General features: G+C 58.9%; 13 protein-coding genes. 11 read left to right on the plus strand and 2 right to left on the minus strand.

Annotation, left to right across the window (positions count from 1 at the left end; genetic code table 11):
- The first annotated feature begins 222 nt into the window (after positions 1-222).
- Positions 223-1,653 (plus strand): basic amino acid/polyamine antiporter, encoded by a 1,431-nt coding sequence (locus BPNPMPFG_RS23275; protein WP_258590985.1) that lies wholly within the window; start codon positions 223-225, stop codon positions 1,651-1,653.
- Here BPNPMPFG_RS23275 and BPNPMPFG_RS23280 read toward each other — a convergent pair.
- Positions 1,650-2,705 carry a helix-turn-helix domain-containing protein gene (locus BPNPMPFG_RS23280; RefSeq protein ID WP_258590986.1) on the minus strand — a complete coding sequence of 352 codons (1,056 nt, stop codon included), beginning with the start codon at positions 2,703-2,705 and terminating at the stop codon, positions 1,650-1,652. The two genes, BPNPMPFG_RS23275 and BPNPMPFG_RS23280, sit on opposite strands and share 4 nt — an antisense overlap.
- A 464-nt stretch (positions 2,706-3,169) precedes the next feature.
- Here BPNPMPFG_RS23280 and BPNPMPFG_RS23285 point away from each other — a divergent pair, with 464 nt between their 5' ends.
- From BPNPMPFG_RS23285 to BPNPMPFG_RS23330, 10 genes are all read left to right on the plus strand, one after another.
- Positions 3,170-4,363 carry a M14 family metallopeptidase gene (locus BPNPMPFG_RS23285; RefSeq protein ID WP_258590987.1) on the plus strand — a complete coding sequence of 398 codons (1,194 nt, stop codon included), beginning with the start codon at positions 3,170-3,172 and terminating at the stop codon, positions 4,361-4,363.
- Positions 4,364-4,442: 79 nt separating this feature from the next.
- Complete coding sequence (locus BPNPMPFG_RS23290; protein ID WP_258590988.1) at positions 4,443-5,885, plus strand: metal-dependent hydrolase family protein; 1,443 nt, start codon at positions 4,443-4,445, stop codon at positions 5,883-5,885.
- A 138-nt stretch (positions 5,886-6,023) separates the two neighbouring features.
- Positions 6,024-6,722 (plus strand): MgtC/SapB family protein, encoded by a 699-nt coding sequence (locus BPNPMPFG_RS23295; RefSeq protein ID WP_258590989.1) that lies wholly within the window; start codon positions 6,024-6,026, stop codon positions 6,720-6,722.
- Between the two features lie 20 nt (positions 6,723-6,742).
- On the plus strand, positions 6,743-7,324 hold the full coding sequence (locus tag BPNPMPFG_RS23300; protein WP_258590990.1) for an HdeD family acid-resistance protein: 582 nt from the start codon (positions 6,743-6,745) through the stop codon (positions 7,322-7,324).
- A 22-nt stretch (positions 7,325-7,346) separates the two neighbouring features.
- Entirely contained in the window at positions 7,347-8,483 is a 1,137-nt protein-coding gene (locus BPNPMPFG_RS23305; protein ID WP_258590991.1) for an efflux RND transporter periplasmic adaptor subunit, read from the plus strand.
- Entirely contained in the window at positions 8,480-11,638 is a 3,159-nt protein-coding gene (locus BPNPMPFG_RS23310) for an efflux RND transporter permease subunit (RefSeq protein ID WP_258590992.1), read from the plus strand. The genes BPNPMPFG_RS23305 and BPNPMPFG_RS23310 overlap by 4 nt, the downstream gene beginning before the upstream one ends.
- A gap of 807 nt (positions 11,639-12,445) precedes the next feature.
- Positions 12,446-12,988: an HdeD family acid-resistance protein gene (locus BPNPMPFG_RS23315; protein WP_258590993.1), complete on the plus strand. Its 543-nt coding sequence runs from the start codon at positions 12,446-12,448 to the stop codon at positions 12,986-12,988.
- A gap of 136 nt (positions 12,989-13,124) precedes the next feature.
- On the plus strand, positions 13,125-14,804 hold the full coding sequence (locus tag BPNPMPFG_RS23320; protein ID WP_258590994.1) for an alpha/beta hydrolase: 1,680 nt from the start codon (positions 13,125-13,127) through the stop codon (positions 14,802-14,804).
- 204 nt (positions 14,805-15,008) lie between these two features.
- Entirely contained in the window at positions 15,009-15,530 is a 522-nt protein-coding gene (locus BPNPMPFG_RS23325) for a DUF1269 domain-containing protein (protein WP_258590995.1), read from the plus strand.
- A gap of 73 nt (positions 15,531-15,603) precedes the next feature.
- Positions 15,604-15,948 (plus strand): hypothetical protein, encoded by a 345-nt coding sequence (locus BPNPMPFG_RS23330; protein ID WP_258590996.1) that lies wholly within the window; start codon positions 15,604-15,606, stop codon positions 15,946-15,948.
- 557 nt (positions 15,949-16,505) lie between these two features.
- Here BPNPMPFG_RS23330 and BPNPMPFG_RS23335 read toward each other — a convergent pair.
- A complete protein-coding gene (locus tag BPNPMPFG_RS23335; RefSeq protein WP_258590997.1) occupies positions 16,506-17,708 on the minus strand; it encodes an alpha/beta hydrolase in 1,203 nt (400 codons plus the stop codon).
- Between the last annotated feature and the right edge of the window lie 111 nt (positions 17,709-17,819).

Genomic DNA, 17,819 nt, shown 5'->3' on the forward strand with positions numbered 1-17,819 from the left:
GCCTCGCCGACACGTCTCGATCCAGCAAGGTTATGTGCGATCAGAAGCAGTAAATCCGGACGGCGGCAACCGGTGAAACGAGCCGCGGCAAAGGTTTGGGACGTCAGGTATACTGGTGGGATTTTGTGCCAATCACATAGGCGTCAGACTCGAGCTAGGTTGCAGGCGTGACACCGGACCGTCCGGACCGCCGTCGGCCAAAGGAATTGTTGATCCATTTCGATGAACTCAGCCGTTCAGCAAAAATTCTCGATATGGACCCTGACAGCCATGGTCGTCGGTTCGATGGTCGGCGCGGGCATCTTCTCGTTGCCGCAGGCCTTCGGTCGCGAAACCGGCCCGTTCGGGGCCATGATCGCCTGGGCTATTGCCGGCGTCGGCATGCTGATGCTGGCCTTCGTCTTCCAGACCTTGTCGCTTCGCAAGCCAGATCTCGACGCGGGCGTATACGCCTATGCCAAGGCTGGCTTTGGCAACTATCTCGGCTTCCTCTCGGCCCTCGGTTACTGGTCCGCCGCCGTTCTCGGCAACGTTTCCTATTTCGTGCTGATAAAGTCGACGCTAGGGCTTTTCTTTCCTGTGTTCGGCGATGGCAATACTGTCACGGCGATCGTCATTTCCTCGATGCTTCTGTGGATCGTGCATTCGCTGATCCTGCGGGGCGTCAAGGAAGCGGCGGCGATCAATACCGTCGTTACCTACGCCAAGATCATTCCGATCTTTCTGTTTATCATCTTCGTCATCTACGGCTTCAGCGCCGATATCTTCACAGCCAATTTCTGGGGCGGGGAAGACGTCAGCGTTGGCGGCATAGCGAGCCAGATTCGCGGGACGATGCTGGTGACAGTATTCGTCTTTGTCGGAATCGAAGGCGCAAGCGTCTATTCGCGTTACGCACGCAACCGCGGCGATGTCGGGGTCGCGACGCTCCTTGGTTTTCTCGGCGTGCTCTGTCTGCTTGTGCTGGTGACCATCCTGTCCTACGGGATCATGCTTCGTCCCGAGCTGACAGCGCTGCGCAATCCATCCATGGCAGGCGTATTGGAGGCGGTGGTCGGGCCATGGGGTGCCAAGTTCGTCAGCTTCGGCCTGCTGATCTCCGTTGCCGGCGCCTATCTGTCCTGGGTGCTGCTGGCCGCTGAAATCCTTTTCACCGCATCTCATCACCAGACCATGCCGCGTTTTCTTGCGCATAAAAACAAGCATGGCGTGCCGTCGAATGCGCTCTGGCTGACCAATACGGTCGTGCAGGTCTTCCTGGTCCTGACGCTCTTTGCTCAACAGGCCTTCAGGCTCGCGCTCGAGCTGACCAGTTCCATGATCCTCATCCCCTATCTTCTCGTCGCCGCTTACGGGTTCAAGCTTGCATGGAGTGGTGAGAGCTACGAGAACGACCCGCCGGCGCGGCGTGTCGATTTCGCAAGGGCAGCGACAGCATTGGTCTATACGGCCGGTCTCATCTACGCCGCCAGCGCCAAGCACCTGCTGCTCTCGGCCGTCATCTACGGACCGGGCACGATCCTCTTTGTCATGGCCCGGAAGGAGCGGGGGCAGAGGGTGTTTACTCCCGCTGAGATGGGGATGTTCGTCGTCGCCGCACTTGGCGCTGTCGCGGCAATCTACGGCATCGTTGCCGGCCTCATCGCGGTCTAGGGCCCAAAGCTGTTTCGCAGCAGAAGACCGCTCAACGTGTGCACCCTGCTGTCTGGCTGACTGATCTGCTGCAAGGTCGCTGCCTGGGCGCCTCCCCAGCCTTCCACGCGTGCTTCCTTTGGCGTAATGCCGAATTCCTTCCTGAACATCCGGCTGTATGCCGATGGATCCATGAAGCCCCAATCCCCGGCAATGGTGGAGATCGGTCGCCCATCCAAGCTGTCAGAAAGTATATCGCGTGTCTTGAGCAGGCGTTGGTGGCGAATATAGTTAGAAATGCCTCCAACCGGTTCAAACATCCGGTAGAGGCGGGAGCGGGACACGCCGAGTTCGCGGCAAAGCTTGTCGGGTGTCAAGGACTGATCATTCAACCTTTGCGCAATGATCTTGGCAGCGCGCTCGACGATCACGGCGTCGATCACACGCTGCGCCTCGGTGACGCGGTCATGCGATGGTGACACGCACGCAGCCAGCAGATTGGTGGTCGCAGTGGCAATGTGCGATACGCCCACCGCCCTCAGATCGGAAAGGGAACGGTGCAGCAGAAGCATGTAGTCTGCCAGGAGACTTTTCGACTCCTCGCGTATCTCAATCCTGGACGATTGGATGAACGGCAGGTCGCGTGGCAAGAAAAGAGCAAGGAGGGCATCATTCTCCGTCACGCACTCATAGGGCTCTGCAAAAGATTGCAGGGTCGTTTTCACGACCTGCCAATTTCCAGTATACCTGCCCTTGGACAAGGGCAGGCTCAAATACCAATTGTCCACCGAAGGGTTTTTCAAATGCCGCCAGCGATAGCGGTAGCCATTGCCAGGCAAGTTGAGGAACATGACAGCCAACGGTCCCAAATCCCACACCGTTTCATGGGCTGGAAACGAATGGCTCCGTTCTTGCAGAAGTTCAGTGTCGGCAACACCTTGATACCAGCTTCGAAACAGGTCGAACTGCTCGGCAGGTGGTGCCGTGGAGGTGTCGATGTCGACGGCGCATTGCAGGGGCTTCTCGGCATCTGCTCTTCCGGATTGCCCGGCGGTATGAACTCTAGCATCCATAGCAACTATCCGTCTTTTGTCGGTGCAACGCGGACTACTGTGAGGATATTAGTTCGTGCTAACATAGACGATTCAAGCAGTGTTGGGGCGGATGTAATACCTGTCTACCGCCAGCATGAAATCATGTTAATCAATCGTTAACGTGCTGTCTGGCCCATTCGATGTATCCAGTGGAAATTCGCGGACTGGTCTGAACTGCGCCCGATGGAAGCCACGCAGGTGGTTGTGTCATATCCGGCGCTTTTCACATGGGTTGTGGTGGTCCTCCTTTCAGTATGCAAAGCATCCCAATCATAGACCACCAGTCCATTTTTCTTGTTTGAGGCTGTACTCCCCGAAACGTCCTGTGGACTAATGCCCGGACACCACGCGCTCAACGGGAATCGGCAGGGATGATCTGGCCGCCCTCGCAGGCGTCATCGCGAAGATCTCCAACATGATCCTCATCGGCAGGGACCACAGCCATGGCGAATGAAACCAGCGAGGGCCTCGGACGTCGCGACTTTATGATCGCGTCAGTCGCCACGATCGGCGCTGCCGCCGCGCTCATGGCCGGACCGGCGCAGGCACAAACTGGCTCGGCATCTGCAAGCGTGTCTCCCGCCGGGACGTCGGGAACCGTCTACACTGGCGATGTCATCGACGGAAAGAAGGTCATCAGTTCGCTTGACATCTCGGATCTGGGACCAGGCAAGCACAGCTTTTATTTCCAGGGCGTCCAAATGCCTACGGGCCAGCACTGGTACGTCTCGGTGATGGTCGCCAAGGGGGCAGCCCCGGGCAAACGGCTGGGGCTGATGAGCGGGGTGCATGGCGATGAAATGAGCCCCATTCACACCGTGCAATCCGTGATGCGTGAACTCGATCCGGCCGCGATGTCGGGATCCGTGATGGCGGTATTCGACATTTCGCGCCCCGCAATGGAGGGCATGGAACGGCGATGGCCGAATTCGGGGCGCGGGATCGACCTGATCGACATCAATCGGCTGTTCCCTGGCAATGAGGGTGCGCCCGACGCGCCGTCGCGCCACGCCGGCCTCTTGTTCAATCGGCTTCTGCGGTCAAACCTCGACTACGGGATCGATTTTCATACGGCCGCCACGGGCATGGACGCGACGGCGTTCCACCTTGCGCGCATGGATCTCCCCGAAGTGCGGGCGATGGCGGAACTCTATCCGGTCGACCAGATTTTCGACAACCTGGCCGAGCCGGGTCTTCTCGCCAATGCCCTCATCGATGCCGGCATCCCGGCCTTCACGCCCGAAATCGGCAAGCCGCGGATCTTCGATCACGGTATGATCGCCCTGTTCGTCGAAGGGACGATGAACGTCATCAAGCATCACGGAATAATTTCAGGTCCCATCGGCAGAACCAGTAAGGATTCGAACGTTTTCGTCGCGGACGGCATGTTCCCCGTCATCGCGACGCATGGCGGCTTCGTCGAGTTGCTGGTCGAGCTCAATGAAACCGTGCAGCCCGGACAGAAAGTTGCCGTCCAGAGGAACACCTTTGGTGAAACTGTCGCGGAATATTCCGTGACTCTCGGCGGCAAAGTCGGCGCCAGGCGGACCGATGCAACAGCCGAGCCGGGAACTCCGATCGTATTCCTCATCTTTGATAGCGCCAACCCTGTCGGCGGAGATGCGCTGGTCGAGTGATGGGTCCTGAACCAACAAGTACCGCGACACGAAGCGCCGTCCGGTAACGTGCAGTGTCGCTCAACCGAAAGCAAAAGACATGCTGCGGCTAGGCTCGAAGTACAGTCACCTCGTTCACAGTTCCGGTTGCGGCTGTTTCAATCCCGATCTTCAAAAGGCTTCCCGTCGCCTGGAAGCCTTTTCGCGGCGCAGTTTTCTTTCGGGTCTTGGGGCAGCAACCATTGCCGGCGTGCTGGCCAAGCCTTCGTTCGCGCAGACGGCCGCGCCCCCCACCAAGATCCTGTTTCGCGAGGTTCGGCTTTTCGACGGCAAATCGGGCACGGTGAAGGACAGCGCTCAAATCCTGGTGGAAAACAACAGGATTTCCAGCATCGATATGACGAATGCGCCTGCGCCGGGCGACGCAAGGGTAATCGGCTGCCGCAATGGCGTGCTTATGCCAGGCTTGATCGATGCGCACTGGCATACGATTTTCGCGGCGGTTCCGCTGAACATCCTGCTGAATGGCGATCCTGGCATCATCTTCGCGGCCTCCACCGCAGAGGCGGATCGCACCCTGATGCGCGGTTTCACCACCGTTCGCGATTTGGGAGGCCCCTCCTTCTCGTTCAAGCAAGCCATAGATGCCGGAATGATCCCTGGTCCGCGCATTTTCCCGGCCGGCGCGATGATCACGACTTCCGGGGGGCATGGCGATCTTCGGCTGCCAAGCGAGATTCCGCGCGACGGCGGCAAGCTCAGCAAAGGCGAATTGCTGGGCGGGTCGGCTGTCGTCGACGGTATCGATGAGCTGAAGATGCGCATACGCGAACAGCTTCTCCAGGGTGCGTCGCAGGTGAAGGTGGTGGGCAGTGGCGGCGTGTCGTCGCCGCGCAGCCCGCTCGACATGACGACCTTCAGCGCGGACGAGCTTCGGGCAGCCGTCGAAGTCGCGCAGGACTGGAACACCTACGTTACAGTACATGCCTACACCTCTCGTGCCGTGCAGCGTGCACTGGCTGCTGGCGTGGTCTCCGTCGAACACGGCCATCTGATGGACGAGGAAACGGCAAGGATGATCGCCGAGAAAGGCGCATGGCTCAGCATGCAGCCCTTCCTGACGATGGAGGATGCCGCATCGCAAAGCGGACCGGGCGTGGAGCGCATTCAGCAGCTCTTCGCCGGCACGCCAAGGATATACAATCTCGCGCGTAAGTACGGCATCAAGACTGCGTGGGGTTCAGACGTGCTGTTCTCGCCCGAACTCGGCCCACGTCAGAATGTCATGCTCACGCATTTGGCCAACTGGTACAAGAACGCCGAAGTCCTGCAGATAGCGACCTCGGTCAATGCCGAACTGCTTGGGCTTTCCAATCTTCGAAATCCATACCCTGGCAAGATCGGTGTCATCGAGGAGGGGGCGTTTGCAGACCTGCTCGTGGTGGACGGCAATCCAGTCGATGACATCAGGCTGCTCGAAGATCCGCAGAAGAACTTCACGGTGATCGTGAAGGACGGTCGACTGCACAAGAACATCCTGTGAGCATCGGCGGAATCTACATATGCTGCATTCACCCCGCGGCGGTCAGTCAATCCATCCTGACTTTATGGTCTTGAGGAACCGGCGATCGCCGAGGGGCTCGTCCTCGGCTAGCCGCGGTGTCTGGCATCGGCACCGCGGATGATGGCCAATTTGATAGCAGCCCACTCGATCACGCTGAAGCTGGCGCTATCCCTGCTGCTCGGACTTCTGATCGGCGTGGAGCGCCAATACAAGCAGCGCCATACCGGGCTCGTGACCCATGCCCTGGTCGCGTTGGGCGCGGCGTCCTATGCGTCCTTGCCCGGCGCGCTTGGACTGGAACTGGATCTGCGCATGGGATCTCAGGTGGTAACTGGCATCGGCTTTCTAGGTGCCGGCCTGATCATGAGGGACGGCACCAGCATAAGGGGGCTGAGCACGGCTGCTACCGTCTGGAGCACCGGGGCCGTGGGCGTGTTTGTCGGCTACGGCTTCCTGCTGCTCGCGGTAGAAACGACCTTGTTCGTGATCCTGTCGAATGTCCTCCTGCCTCGGCTCGCTCTTTATGTGGGGGGATATTCTTCCTTGCCTGCGGATAACGAGAAAATCTATTTTATAAAAATACAGTGCGATTTGCAGAAGGCAGATATTATTAGATCATCTATCGTTCAGGCAATAGAATTGAAAAATCTCCGACTCATGTCCATGGATAGCGATGTTGATGAAGGGAAAGATATTTCAGAGATACGCGTCTCTGTTCTTTCAGAAAAAGGAGAGGAACGATCTATTGATGCCTTAATTGGTTTCTTGGCCATGAAAGAAATTGTTCATTTCGTTGGCCGTGAGGCCGATATCTAGAACGCGCGTGGAGCGGAGAAATGACAGGAAAATCAGACCAATCGCCTGCGACGCCATCTGAAAGAGCCGAAATCGAGCAGAGCAAATGGCGCAGGTTTCTGCTTTTTGGGCTTCTCCTGCTTGCGGGTGGAGTGTTTTCCGTCTCTGTTCCAGCCGTTTCCAACTTCGCATCCAGCGTCGTGTTCGCCGTGGCTCTGATCGTGGTCGGCGTCATCAAGGTCATACAGTCCCTTTGGATCAAAAGCTGGGCCGGCTTCGTATGGCAGGAGCTGACCGGCTTCTTCGAGCTCATCGGCGGTATCATGATTTACTTCAATCCTGTAAAGGCGTCGGCTGCAATATCGCTATTCATAGCGTTTGTATTGTTTGTGCACGGAATTCTTCAGATCATAATCGCGATTGAGGTCAGGAAGTCGAGCCATTGGTATTGGTTCGTTGTTTCTGGAATCGTCGCTATACTTGCAAGCATTTCCATAATTCTGAAGTGGCCAATGGTCAGAGAGATGCCGACTGGCCTTGTGGCCGGGTTCTCCCTGATGATTGCTGGACTGGCGTATCTCGTCATTGCGCTGAGCGTGCGCAAGACGAAGATTTTGTCTTGAGAACAGGATGCGAGGATCCGCTATGGGAAGCAATTTCGATTTCCGCCCCGCGGTCGTGGCGGCCGCATTACTGGTCGGAGTGGCCGGCTTCACGGGAACGGCGCATGCGCAGACCGTGCAACCGGCGGCGGCAGTGCCGGTGGTGATGGAAAAAGTTCTGTCCGGCCCCGCAAGCCCGCCGCTGACGTATAACGCGCAGGTCGAGGCGATCGAGGCGGTCGACATACAAGCACGCGTCTCCGGCCTGCTGAAGGCGGTCAAGTTCTCGGAAGGCAAAGGCGTGAAGGAAGGCGACCTGCTTTTCGAAATCGAGCCGGATCAACTGTCGGCGGCGCTGATGTCCGCACAGGCGCAAGTGGCCAGGACGGAAGCCACGCGCAATGCCGCACAACAAAGCCTGTCACGCGCCAGGGACCTGTTCAACCGCAGGACCATTCCGCAGGCCACCTTGGACGATGCGCAGGCTGCATTCGACGTGGCCGCGGCGGACGTCCAAAGCGCCAATGCAGCCCGCAACACGGCCGAACTCAACCTTTCCTACGCCCAGATCAAGTCGCCCATTGACGGGACCATCGGCCGCTCCCTGGCGACGCCCGGAAATCTGGTGGGGCCTGGCTCTGGACCGTTGGCGCGCATCGTGCAACTCGACCCTGTCCGCGTCGCATTTTCGATCGCCGACAGCACCTTGGTCGACATCAGACAGAAACTCGCTGGCGGCCAGAGCATTGATCCGAACCAGTTCCACCTGAGCCTGTCGCTCGCCAACGGCACGCAATACACTTCGCCGGGGCGGGTGCAGTTCATCGACAATGAGGTCAACCTGCAGACCGGGACCGCGGCCGTCCGTGCGCTGTTTCCCAACCCCGACCACATATTGACGCCTGGCCAGTTCGTCCGGCTCACCGTCGTCGACGAAGCAGCCAAGGAATTGCCGATGGTGCCGATGGCGTCTGTTCTTCAGGACCGCCAGGGCAAGTTCGTCTTCGTGCTCAACAACAATACCGTGACCAGGCAGGTGATCACGACCGGCGCGCGCATCGACAATCGTTGGGCGGTAACGAGCGGATTAAAGGGCGGCGAAACAATCGTCGTCGAGGGGCTGCAACGCATTTCTGATGGTCAGCAGGTCACACCACGCGAAGCGGGGAGCGCGCAATGATCTCCGATCTCTTCATCCACCGCACCAGGCTCGCGATCGTTATCTCGATCATCATTTCGATCGCCGGCGCGATCGCGGTGTTTTCTCTGCCGATACAGCAATATCCGCAGATTACGCCTCCGACGGTTACCGTGTCGGCTTCCTATCCGGGAGCAAGCGCGGAAGTCATCGCCGACGTGGTCGGCGGTCCCCTCGAGACGGCCATCAACGGCGTGGATCACATGATGTACATGTCGTCCACCAGTTCCAACGCCGGCCAGTACACGCTGTCGGTGACCTTCGAAGTTGGAACCGATCCGGAGACGGCGCAGATCAACGTGCAGAACCGCGCCCAGTTGGCGATTTCGCGCCTGCCGGCGGCGGTCGCCCAGCAAGGGGTCTCCGTGCGTGCCCGCTCGCCGGATTTCGTCCTTGGCATCGCTTTCTATTCTCCGGACGACAGCCTCGATGCCCTGGCGATCACGAATTTCATCACCACGACGGTCGCCGACGCGATATCGCGCGTGCCGGGCGTTGGCGAAGCTTCCGTTGCCGGGGCCTCGGAATACTCGATGCGGGTGTGGCTCAATCCGCAGCGCATGGACGCGCTTGGGCTGACGCCCGACGATGTTTCGGCCGCCATCCAACGACAGAATATCCAGGCGACGCTCGGGCAGGCGGGTGCGCCGCCGCAGGCACAGGGCTCCGAGCTGCAATACACGCTGGTCGCGCAGGGGCGGCTGAGGAGCGCCGAGGACTTCGGCGACATCGTCGTGCGCACGGGCTCGTCGGGGGCCAAGGTCTACCTGCGCGACATAGCGCGGCTCGAGCTTGGGGCGCTAAGCTATGCTTCGAGCGCCAGCTTTGCCGGACATGCGTCGGCGATGATGCAGGTCAACCAGTCTCCCGGCGCCAACGCCATCCAGACCGCAACGGCGGTCCGCGCCGAACTGCAGCGCCTTTCGTCGCGCTTCCCCAAAGGCATGCAGTATCACATTGTCTACGATGCGACCCGCTTCGTGAATGCCAGCATCTCGCTGACGGCCAGAACCCTGCTTGAAGCATTCCTGATCGTTCTCGCCGTCACCTATGTGTTCCTGCAGGATTGGCGCGCCACATTCATCTCGGCGCTTGCCATCCCTGTTTCCATGCTGGGTGCCGTGGCAGTGCTGTTTGCCGCCGGCTATTCGCTGAACATGATTTCTCTTCTGGCACTGGTGCTGGCAATCGGCCTGGTGGTGGACGACGCCATCCTCGTCGTCGAAAACGTCAAGCATGTGCTGGAAGATACGCCTGACATTGGGGTCGCCGACGCCACGCGCAAGGCGATGCATCAGATCACCGGGCCGATCATTTCCACCACCCTGGTGCTGCTTGCCGTGGTGACGCCGACGGCGTTTCTCGGCGGCATAGGCGGTCAACTCTACCGGCAGTTCGCTGTGACCTTGTCTTCGTCGCTGGTGATTTCCTCTTTCGTCGGATTGACCCTGAGTCCCGCGCTGGCCGCACTGCTTCTGCGGCGCGATGTGGGCCATTTCAAGCGTGGCCCGCTGGCCTGGTTCACAGCATTCATGAACAAGACGCGCGGCGGCTATGGACGCCTCGTCGGGTTTCTGGTGCGGCATTGGTATGTGCCGTTGACGGGATTGCTTGCCTGTTTTGTCGCCGCCTATCTGATTTTCACCGGGCTGCCGTCGACTTTCCTGCCCGACGAGGACCAGGGGGCGCTGTTCGTCGACATCCAGTTGCCGAATGCCGCTTCACTCGAGCGCACGAAAGCCATCGTGGAGGATGTGCGCAAGATTCTCGCCGACACCGGCGGCGTGCAGGACGTCATCACGGTTGCGGGGTTCAGCATCCTTCAGTCGACGAGTTCGCCAAGCGGCGCCATGGCGGTCGCTGCGCTGAAGCCGTGGGACGAGCGCACGTCCAGGGAACTGCAGCTCGCCGGCATCCTGCAGGCGCTGCGGATGAAGTTTTCCCAAATCCCGGGCGCGAATGTCGCCGTCTTCGCTCCGCCGGCGATTGCCGGCATCGGCTCGGTCGGTGGCCTGGACTTTCGCCTGCAGGCGCTTGAAGGGCAGCCGCCGCAGGAGATCGCGCAGGTCGTCGGCGCCCTGCTTGGCGCCTTCAATCACCTGCCGGAGCTCGGTGGGGCCGCTACCACCTTCAGCGCGAATGTCCCGCAGGTCTATGTCGACGTCGACAGGGCGCGCGCCGAGGCGCTTGGGGTAAGCGTGTTGGACGTCTATTCCACCATCGGTGCGGCCTTCGGATCGCGCTATGTGAATGATTTCACGCTCAATGGTCGCGTGTTCCAGGTCAATCTGCAGGCCGATGCCGATTTCCGCGCCCATGCGGAGGACATTTTCAAGCTGCACGTGCGCAGCCGCAACGGCACCATGGTGCCATTGAGCAATCTGGCGTCGTTGACGACCATCCTGTCGCCGTTCGCCATTCAGCGTTACAATCTGTCGGTCGCCGCCCCCATAAACGCCATTACAGCGCCTGGAAGCAGCAGCGGCGGTGCTATGGATGCCATGGAGAAGACGGCGGTCCAGCTGTTGCCGAACGGCTATGGATTCGAGTGGTCGGGGCTGTCGTTTCAGGAGCGCCGCGGCAGTGGCCAGGAGGGGCTGGTCTTCGCGCTGGCGTTCCTGTTTGCCTATCTCTTCCTTGTCGCCCAGTATGAGAGCTGGTCGCTTCCGCTGGTCGTCATCCTTTCGCTCGGAGCCGCTCTCTTTGGCGCCGTAGCGGCATTGAGGGCCTTCGGGTTGCAGAACAGCCTCTACGTGCAGATCGCCATCGTGCTGCTGATCGGGCTGGCGGCGAAGAATGCCATCTTGATCGTGGAATTCGCCAAGGAGCGGCGTGGTGAAGGACTAAGCATAGTGCAGGCCGCGCGGACCGGAGCCGAGCAGCGCTTCAGGGCCGTCATGATGACAGCGGTCTCCTTCATTCTCGGAATCATTCCCCTTGTCGTGTCGACAGGCGCCGGCGCAGGTGCGCGGCGGGCTGTTGGCGTTACAATCTTTGGCGGCATGATCGCAGCCACGACGATCGGCTTGTTGATCGTTCCTGCGATCTACTTTCTCGTGCAGACAGCAACAGAACGCCTGTCACTGCGGGGGGCGGGAGATCATGCTCGACGAAATGTGATCGACCCGCGTCATTGAATGCATCCGCTCGAAGAGCTTCTAGAAGAAATAACTCCAACGGTTTGACTTAATCTACTTCAAAACGGTGTAAGATGTTCTCTGGTGTAATGCGTTGGCCTCGAGGGCTAAGTTATAGGTATGCCAGATCCGGGCTGGGATTTGAATTGACCTACTAAGCGCTAAGCCTGCTTGGGATCTGTCTGGGCTGAGGTTGCACAGGCCTGCCTAAATACACAAAATACGCGCTGGATTTCTCCGATCTCCGCTCCCGGCTCAACGCACGGAGCTCCGGACCAGCAGTTGTAACAAGCGACCCCCAGTCTCTTTTGCCGCCAAGCATGGACAAATAGTCCAGATCCTTGGCCTGGCGTCCCTAAAGCATCAAGGCACCGTGCCAGCTTATTGACATCAGAGCGGCCTATGAACTGATGGTTCTCACAATACTTTCGTGGTGAGAACGAACATGTTCAGAAATTCCTTGGCAGCTCTCGCAGTCGCGATCAGCCTTACGGTGCCGACCGCAGTTCCCTCATTTGCGGAGGTGGCGACGTTCAACATGCCGATCGGCTCCAGCCTCAACAGCGGCAGAGCGATCACATGCAGCCAAGGCCAGAGGCTGCTTCAAAACCGTGGCTTCCGAGATGTTCGCCGAATGACCTGCCGAGGACCATTTTTCAAATATCATGCACGCCGTGCCGGCAGCCGATTTGAAGTGACGCTTAATTCCCGAACGGCTCGCGTCGTGGATATCCGCCGTGTCCGTTGGTGAGTTGAATTGCGAAGGTGAGTTGCGTTGCATTCGAAAATGTCGGGAAGCCATCGACAATGACGGACCTGTCTACCGTTGAACAGCCAGCACGATCCGCTACTGCCAATTCGGCCATAGGAGTGGTGTTTATCCTTGCGGGTTTTTTCGTCTTAGCCGACGTGACCCTTGCCACAACCATAAGTACCCTTCTTCTCGGTGTGGTCGTCGTATGCGCAGGGTTCGTTGAGATCACCATGGCCATATGGGCGGGGGGATGGCGTGGCTTTCTGTGGCAGACGTTTCTCGGTATCCTGTATGTCATTTTCGGTTGTGTGCTGATTAGCATACCCGTTCTTGGATCTGTGATCCTTACGTGGATTTTGGGGATCGCCCTTGTGGTTTCAGGGGTTGGAAGAATATTCTTGGGAAACCGCTACTTGCGTAGTGGCAGGCGGCTGATGTTTGTTTCCGGCTTGTTCGGTCTAGCGGCAGGCCTCTTGATACTGGTTGGATGGCCCTCGACCGGAATTTGGGTGATAGGGGCCCTTTTGGGAATCGACCTCATAGCTCACGGACTGGGTTGGCTGGCCGCTGCGAGGCGGTCTGCGGTTTCGGCATGAAAGCGCGGTCTCTGGTGACGCGACAATGCGGCGGTGACTGTGATTGATTTCGGCGTTCCAAACTGTATCTTGAGATACAAAGTGATCTCTGCCGAACAACTCCCCTATTCGACAAAGTAAAACCGGCAATGCAGGCATGGTAGCATTCGTCGCAACGCGGCTATCTGCCGACCTCCTGGTGAGGTTCTTGCGCTCGCTTTCCGCCGGAGGTGTTGTCCTAGGCACCCTGTTCTTCGTGGCCTCGTTAACGCCCACGCTCGTTCCCCGAACCTATGTGACACAGGGCGCCCTCTCCGGCGCCTGTTTCGCAGCCGGATATGGGATTGGGGTCATCTGGCGCTGGCTATGGCGATATATGGAGTTGCCGGAGCCCCGGGGTCGCATCCAGAAATGGCTCAAGATCGCCTCGGCGCTGGTGTGCGCCGTCATCGCCATATCATTCTTATGGCGAACGACCGAGTGGCAGAACTCGATCCGCAGGCTGATGGAACTCGAACCCGTGACGAGCGCCCACCCGTTCGAAGTCTGCCTGATCGCGGTCATCACCTTTGTAGCACTCATTGTGTTGGCCCGCCTCTTCAAGGCTGTCTTGCGCTTCACGTCGAACGCCATCGGCCGCTTTGTGCCGCCGCGGATTTCGCAAGTGATCAGCTTTACCGTGAGCGTCCTGTTGTTCTGGATGATCGCGAACGGCCTTCTCATCCGCACAGCGCTGCATCTGCTCGACTCGTCCTTTGCGGCGTTCGACGCGCTCATCGAGCCCGATCGGGTACGCCCAACGTCCCCCCTCAAGACGGGCAGCGCGGCCTCATTGGTCGCGTGGGAGAAACTTGGGCGGGCGGGCCGCGAATTCGTCGCGACCGGACCCAGCGCGGCAGAGATCCGGGCCTTTACTCAAGGGCCTGCGCTCGAGCCGATCAGGGTCTATGTCGGGCTTGGGGCAGGCGATACTGTCGAACAGCGCGCCAAGCTGGCCCTCAATGAGCTGATACGCGTCGGTGGTTTTGGCCGCTCGGTGTTGATTGTCATCACACCGACGGGCACCGGCTGGGTCGATCCCTCGGCGATGGATGCGGTTGAATACCTGCACAATGGCGACGTGGCGAGCGTCGCCTTGCAGTACTCCTATCTATCGAGCCCGCTATCGCTGCTCGTGCAGCCGGGTTATGGCGCGGAGGCGTCGAGGGCGCTGTTCGCTGCCGTCTACGGTTATTGGACAACCCTGCCCAAGAACCACCGGCCGAAACTATACCTGCATGGGCTAAGTCTTGGCGCGATGAATTCCGAACGTTCGGCTGAACTCTTCGAGATACTCGGCGATCCGATCCAGGGTGCCTTGTGGAGCGGGCCGCCCTTCGAAAGCAGGATTTGGCGGCGGGCCACCGATGCGCGAAATCCTGGGTCGCCTGCGTGGCTGCCGCAGTTCGGGGACGGCTCGGTTGTCCGCTTCATGAACCAGCATGGCGGGACGGTCGCGCCGGGTACACGATGGGGGCCTATGCGTATCGTCTATCTGCAGTACGCAAGCGATGCCATCACCTTCTTCGACTATCGGGATATTTACCGGCGTCCCGACTGGATGAGCGCACCGCGCGGTCCCGACGTGTCACCGCAATTGCGGTGGTATCCGGTGGTGACGATGCTGCAACTGGCACTCGATATGGGCATGGCAACCTCCACGCCGATGGGTTACGGGCATGTCTATGCGCCCGAGCACTATGTTGATGCCTGGCTTGCCGTGACTGATCCCAAAGGTTGGACGCCCGACCGGATAGAACAGTTGAAACGATACCTCGCCCATCGCGGTGGAAGATAGCCGCACCCGGTGCAGCGGAGCGACCCGTGCCCGCGATTTAAACGCTCATCAGATACCGTACGAAAAGCCGCCAATAGGGAACAGGCTGAGCCCAATGCAAAAATGGGACTGACGGCACATTGCTTGGATTTACGGCTCAATCCTTCGGTGTCTCGGCTGTGTAAGAAATCTCAACTGCGTAGAGTCTCATCCTAGGGGGTTCATATGTCCGACTTGGTTGTCGTCGTATATCCGACCGAGGCCAAAGCTGAAGAAGTGCGCCAGCTCCTTCTGGCATTGCAGAAGGAATACATCATCAAACTGGGTGACGCGGTGATCGCGACCAAAACCGAAGCAGGCACGATCAAGCTGAACCAGCTGATGAATACGACTGCCACGGGCGCGATATCCGGTAGCTTCTGGGGAATGCTCATCGGTTTCCTCTTCCTGAATCCGCTGGTCGGTCTTGCCGTCGGCGCCGCATCTAGAGCCCTTGGCGGTGCGCTGACCGATGTTGGCATCAACGATGCATTCATGCGCGATCTGTCGACCAGCATCCAGCCCGGCAACGCGGCGCTTTTCGTCCTTGTCCAGGACATGACGGCTGATAAGGTGCTTAAGGAAATCCAAGGTTTCGGTGGCGTGGTGCTCAAAACATCCCTGGACGAAACCAAAGAGCAAGTCCTGCGCGACGCACTTCAGCGTGCGTCGGCGGCGGCCGGGCAGGAGTCTGGCTCAAACACGTGATGATCCGCTGCGTCGGAATTTTTCCAGGGCGCGGCCTCCGGCTTCCTTGCGTGTCGGGCCGCATCGATTTGACATGTCCGGTCCTGAAATAGCGATCCTGCTTCTATTCGAGGCGGTTTGCGGAGCCGCCGGAGCCGTGGCCGTGGCTCGGCTTTGGCGTCCGATCGGTTTTGAATGGAAATCCATCGCTGCCATCGGCGCGTTTGGGGGCTTGGTCCTGACACTTCTTGCCATGCTGTTTCCAGGCGTGGCGCGCTTAGTCGGCTATATGGGAAGTGCTTTTGATGCCTTGTCACATGGCTCCGGCGGGCTCACGCTCGAAGTGTTGATAGGTGTGGGTATTGCCGGACTTTTGGGCGGCATCATTTCAATCTGCATTGTTCGCCTTGCCCGGGGCACGAATCTTCCACACCGATAAGCCGGCGATACAAGAAGCTCCAAAGGGGATCGACGGCGTTGGCCGTCGTCGTATCAGCACCAACCGGCGCCGTCGGAGCAATGGCCGGGCAAGAAAATCCGGTCTGCGCTGGGATGTCTTGCGGATTGCCATGAGGACGCTTCCCAGCGAGCCTCGTGCCGAGCTGGCGCATGATCGATCCGGAGCCGTTCGGCGATTGGTGGAATCTCGCGGAAACGCCGAACCGCTCCATCTCTTTATTTTACGCAATTCCGAACGGAGAATCGCGGTGCACTTCTTCCGGAGTTGCTTTTAAGGCGTCTCGTTATTTCGACGGGCGATCTTCAGAATCAAGAGAATGACGCCGATAGCCAGAATAAGGCATCCACCCAATAAGGTTGAGGACGAGCCATACCGGTAGCCGGATGCAAGAATGAGAAATCCCACAACTATGAAACCGATAGCGGTCAATTTGTTGACCAACAGAGACCCTGAATTTGCAGCCATAGTCACCTCCATAGAAACAGTGAAAGAAATTGAACACTCGTCATTTGCGTTCCCGATCAGATCCTTCGAGCTTATCGCGACGCATTGCTACCATCCGAAACCGGCCGAGATTGTCCGGGGCCTAACCCCTCCAGAATTCTGACCGGCAGGTGGATCGCCAGAGCGGCATTTTCGAACACGGCCTGTCCCGCCTCGGCAACCTTGGTGTTGGCAGTTGCGTCTTCGTCAGTGATGAGGCGGCGCAGGAGACGATTCGAGCCCAGCAGTTGGATCAGGGTGCCCGAACTCGCGAACGCGCTGTGTCCGCCACCGTCGATGTCGGAGATGTCGATCACCTGAACATTTTTCTTCTGGAGAAGCGGAATATTGGAGCCGCTGCCGATCCTGGGGCCGCCGCCTGTCAGGCGCCTTGACACGCTCAATGCGCGGTCGCGGCGCGAGACGATGATAGTAAATGGCTGCGGGAGCGTCGGAATATCGTTGACCTGGCTGCTGAAGACATCCGGATCGATGTCTGGGGCAGCAAGCATGACGCCACGGATCTTCGGAAAGATGTAGCTCTTGCCGCTCAGTGCCAGAGTACGCAGCGCCTCCATCACGACATACGCGCCCATTGAGTGACCAGCGATGACGATCCCGCTCGCGTTGGAGCGCGCTGCGATTTCGATGGTTTCGGCAAGGCCGGCCCTGGCCTGCAAAGCGCTGTCTCGATCGAAAAGATAGCCACCGAAGGATGCGGCGGACGCCCACGAAAAATGGAGAGGCACGGAGGAAATATTGTAATCGTGAACGATCTGGGCGTTGCGAAACAAACCCTCCGCAAAGTTGTTGTTATAGCCATGAACAAAGATGAATATCTCCCGCTGTGATGGCGGGCGCTTTGCCAGTCGAGCGTTCAATTGGGACAGAAATGACTTGCCATCCGCAATATGGGTGAGATTGCGTGCCGAGAAATGTCGGGTAGGATCAGGTATGCCCGATGAGGTTTCGACGGAGCCGGGTCTATGCATTGCCGGCACGAGAACGTTCACCTGTGCAAAACTCAACGCCAAAGAGCGATCGCGAGAGTAAGGCGGTTCGGCTGTAGCGGACGCTGCGCGCGTAGTGGCTACCAGGAACGGGATCGTCGATAGATACCGCGCATCGGACTGAGTGGGAGAGGCGAGGCCAGTGACAGCCCTTGGACCTGCGCAACCCTGCAGAAGCGCCGCCAACAAGATGACCGGAACGAACCGTATTGCGGCTTTCTTCATGCGGCTGACGGCACCGACCATGTCGCTGTCCCGTGACCCCGTTCAGTTGCCGGCGCGGCCATGACAAACTGGAAACACATAATAGCTGTGCCACTAGTGAAAGACGGGGTACGGAGTTCTTGATGAAGTGGT

The organism is Mesorhizobium sp. AR07 (assembly GCF_024746815.1).
Lineage (GTDB): Bacteria > Pseudomonadota > Alphaproteobacteria > Rhizobiales > Rhizobiaceae > Mesorhizobium.